The sequence below is a fragment of the Levilactobacillus enshiensis genome (assembly GCF_007115095.1).
GTDB lineage: Bacteria > Bacillota > Bacilli > Lactobacillales > Lactobacillaceae > Levilactobacillus > Levilactobacillus enshiensis.
On sequence record NZ_SULH01000021.1, the window covers coordinates 2,436 to 6,228 of the forward strand.

At 38.0% G+C, this 3,793-nt stretch carries 4 protein-coding genes; 2 read left to right on the top strand and 2 right to left on the bottom strand.

Going from position 1 to position 3,793, the window contains the following annotated elements:
• Positions 1-645: 645 nt before the first annotated feature.
• Both prgP and prgO read left to right on the top strand, forming a co-directional pair.
• Positions 646-1,551 carry a ParA superfamily DNA segregation protein PrgP gene (gene prgP, locus FAY32_RS14020; protein WP_060416927.1) on the top strand — a complete coding sequence of 302 codons (906 nt, stop codon included), beginning with the start codon at positions 646-648 and terminating at the stop codon, positions 1,549-1,551.
• The gene (gene prgO / locus FAY32_RS14025; RefSeq protein WP_060416928.1) at positions 1,529-1,804 is read left to right on the top strand and encodes a DNA segregation protein PrgO; all 276 of its coding nucleotides are present in this window, start codon (positions 1,529-1,531) and stop codon (positions 1,802-1,804) included. Before prgP ends, prgO begins: the two co-directional genes overlap by 23 nt.
• A 161-nt stretch (positions 1,805-1,965) precedes the next feature.
• On the opposite strand, the gene FAY32_RS14030 is transcribed toward prgO, so the two are convergent.
• Both FAY32_RS14030 and FAY32_RS14035 read right to left on the bottom strand, forming a co-directional pair.
• Positions 1,966-2,157, bottom strand: coding sequence for a hypothetical protein (locus FAY32_RS14030; RefSeq protein WP_087717425.1), 192 nt, complete (start codon positions 2,155-2,157; stop codon positions 1,966-1,968).
• Positions 2,158-2,200: 43 nt separating this feature from the next.
• Positions 2,201-3,577, bottom strand: coding sequence for an FAD-dependent oxidoreductase (locus FAY32_RS14035; RefSeq protein WP_089109987.1), 1,377 nt, complete (start codon positions 3,575-3,577; stop codon positions 2,201-2,203).
• Positions 3,578-3,793: the final 216 nt, after the last annotated feature.

The window sequence follows — 3,793 nt, forward strand, 5'->3', positions numbered from 1 at the left end:
GCCTACTAAAAAACGCCCTAGTAGGCGTTGATGATACGTATTTATTTTTGTTCGATCACCAACTAATCAATGGCACCAAGCCGAAGCTTCATTTTACCACCCGCGCCGTTAATGGTCGCGCTCACCATTCACCACCCAGCCGTACAGATGACCTTGTTGTGGTATAGCCAGACTTATTGAAGTCGCACTGGCAAACGTGTCCCCTTGGATTTAGACCCCAGCTTGTCCCCTAGGGCTTTAAAAATCGCACCGGCCATGTTATAATAGTCGTTAAACAATATGACTTTTATGTGTGGCGCTCACCAATTCCAGTTGGTGGGTGTTTTTTTATGTTCTGTTTTAATTGCACAACTAATAATAGACGCTTTTATGCCAATTGTAAAGGCAAATCGTAAAAGTCTCCTTTTTCAAAATGTTTAAAAGGAGACTAGTACACTAGGATAAAAGGAGACAAGGAGACTAGTGTACTAGTGCCCCTTTTATACAAAAACAGGTCTATATTTAACAGCTTTATGCTTTTATCTCCTAATCTCTTAGTGTATAAGGAGACAAGGGGATTAGTACACTAGTACACTAGTCTCCTTAATTTGTTTTATTTAATGTAAAAGTGTACTATTGCATTAAATACATAAGTGAGGTGTCCAAATGGGATATGTTATTGTAAACGCTCAGCAAAAGGGCGGCGTTGGAAAAACAACCGATACTGTCATGGAAGCTGTTGTTGCCTCTTCATTTTACAACAAAAAAGTTTTAGTTATAGATACCGATTTGCAGGGAAATGCAACACAGTTCTTGGCTAAAACATTTCAAGTTTTGACATTTAATCAATCATTCATGAGCTGTATAGAAGATGGTTCCTTAGAAAAAGGGATTGTTTCTCTTTCTGATAACTTGGATTTAATTGGCTCCGATTACGACACAAGAAAATTTGGAGATTTCCTTGATAATAAATTTTCCAGTATAAGTGATCGAACTTTTTATCTTAGCAAGCTAGTAAACAAAATAAAAGATAGATATGACTACATATTTATCGACGTTCCTCCTTCGACAGATATTAAAGTTGACAACGCCATGGTATGTGCTGATTACATTATCGTTATTCAGGAAACACAACAATTTGCTTTCGATGGGTCTAAACGTCTTGTCTTAACATATCTTCAAACATTAGCAGACGATTTTGGGGATAAAGTTCATTTTCAAGTTGCCGGAATACTTCCAGTCTTGCTACAGGCTAAACGTCCGCTTCATCAAAGAATCGTAAAAGAAACAATTGAATATTTTGGAAAAGACAATGTATTCAATAATATTGTAAATAACCATGCGAGATTGGAGTGGTATGCAGCTCAGGGAATTCAGTTTGAAGATTACCATGACAAGCGCGTTTGGGGACTATTTGCTGATATATTCTCTGAACTGGAATTAAGAATCAAGTCCTTTGAAAATACAGGAGATATAGAAAATTTCACTTATGCTCATCAGTTTATAACTGGTAACAAGCTTACAAGCAAAGGAAAGGCGATGACTGTCAGTGGCTTTGATCAAGCGAAATAATAATCAGCAGGTTACCATTCAAAAAAAAGCTAACGTTTCAAGAGATTTAGACGCTTCTAAATATAAGAGCTATCAGCGGAAGACACTGAAGGTTGATCCTCCAGTTTACGAATTAGTAAAAACAATTTCTTACGTAACAGATGTGAAAATGTATGATCTCGTTCGTGAGATGGCAAATATTTATCTAGAGAAAAATGTAGATGTCCGTGACCGTGAAAATATAATTCGAATGATAAACCAAAAAGGAGAATAGGAGATTAGTCTCCTATTCTCTCAGACGACACGTTCACTTTTTAGACGTATACTTGTCCGTTTAAATGAAGCAGAATGTACACAAAAAAGGCCACCCACCTCGTAATGAGATGAGTGGTCATTTGGTTGTGTCAATCTTGAAGGATTAACTTAATCCTAGCACTATTTACTTTTGAGTTCACGTACATCGCCTTCAACATTGTCTAGGCGTTCGTTGATAACCTTATGCTCACTTCTACTAGCAATAAAGTCTTCACGTAGGGTAGTTTGCGAATCAAACAACCGTTCAATTCGCTGGCTGCTATCCTTCATACTTTGGGCAATGTCTTGCAGCCGATCCGTAAAAGGTTTCATGATAGATTGTAAACAGCAAGCTGTAAGTGATCTTTAAAATTTTTTATTTTGTAAACTCAAGTTCACCAAGAGCATGTTGGGCTGCTAAATTCAATAGGCTCCACTGTCGGTCAAAGCCTGGTTGGAAGAAAAAGTCAGCTTCGGCCAAATCTTCCAATTTTAATCCTTGTTGGATGGCTAATGAAATAACATTACCTTGGGCAGTGATATCATAAGTTGACAATACAGCACCACCTAATAGTTGATGCGTGTTTGGATTGTAATCTAGCTCTACGTAGACCTCTGTATTTCCCTTCTCCATAGGAACATAAGCTGGACGCAAAGTGTCTTTGTAAAAGGATGTGTGAATTTCAATATCGGCCTTTTGGGCTGTGGTCATATTCAGACCTGATGTGGCAAAGTGATAGTCGAAAACACTTAATGCTGATGAGCCAACTACTCCTGAAAATGGTATAGATGGTGTGTTCTCAAAGATGTGTTCCGCTACATAACGGGCTTCGCGCCGGGCAACCGTGGCTAAAGCTATCGGCATGTCCTTCTGGGCAGGAATTGAATAGGCCAATACCGCATCACCTATGGCGTAGACATCAGGCAGATTAGTTCTCAAATATTTGTCAGTTTTAATCCACCCGCGCTTATCTAGTTCAACCGTTCCCCTTAACCAATCAGTATTAGGCTTTACTCCAGCAGCTTGAATTATCAAGTCACTCGGATATTCTGCATCGCTTGTCTTAACAGCAGAAACTGCTTCAAGACCTTCATAGCTTTCGATCTTAGCACCAGTGACAACTTGAACTCCCTTGTTGGTCAATTCTTTTGATAAGATATCTGTTAATTCAGTATCTAGATAGTTACCCAAAGGCCGATTAATCATATCGATTAATGTAACATTTTTGCCAGCTTTGATGCTGGCCTCGGCAGCTTCAATCCCAATGTAACCCGCGCCAATAACAGTAATATTTTTGACATTTGGGTCAGATAATTTTGCTTTGATCTTCTCTGCCCAATCCTTGCCGCGCATTGAATAAACGTTTTTTAGTTCATGACCAGGAACTGGTAAATTGTTTGGAGTGACGCCTGAGCTTAAAATTAATTTATCATAGTCATAGCTCTGTATTTTACCGGATTTTAAGTCTTTTACGATAACTTGCTTATTCTCTGGATTTATTTTTGTCACTTCATGATTGGCGTATACTTCTGTCCCAAGTTTTTCGAGATCTGCAGGTTTAAAATTACGGACATCATTAACATTCGTTACGCTGTTTTCTAAATATAGTTCCATACCACAGGACATGAAAGAAATAAAATCTCCTGCTTCGAATAGTTTAATATCTAGGTCTGAGTATTTGTGAGTAAGTTCCAGAACTGACTGATGGCCGCCGTGCGATGCACCAACAACAATAACTTTTGTCTTCGACATAAAAAATATAGCCTCCTAATAGATTGGTGAAAAACAATGAGGTGAGTCTACTTACAAAAATGATCCAATTACAGTTTAGAATCATTCTAAAACAAAGTCAATGGATTTTAATTAAAAGGTAGATTGTAAAATTAATCCGAACGCTGTTCGGACAAAAAAGATCAGCTTCCTTTAAAATGGTGTTTACCACAAACCCATCTTTTAGGAGCTGATCTT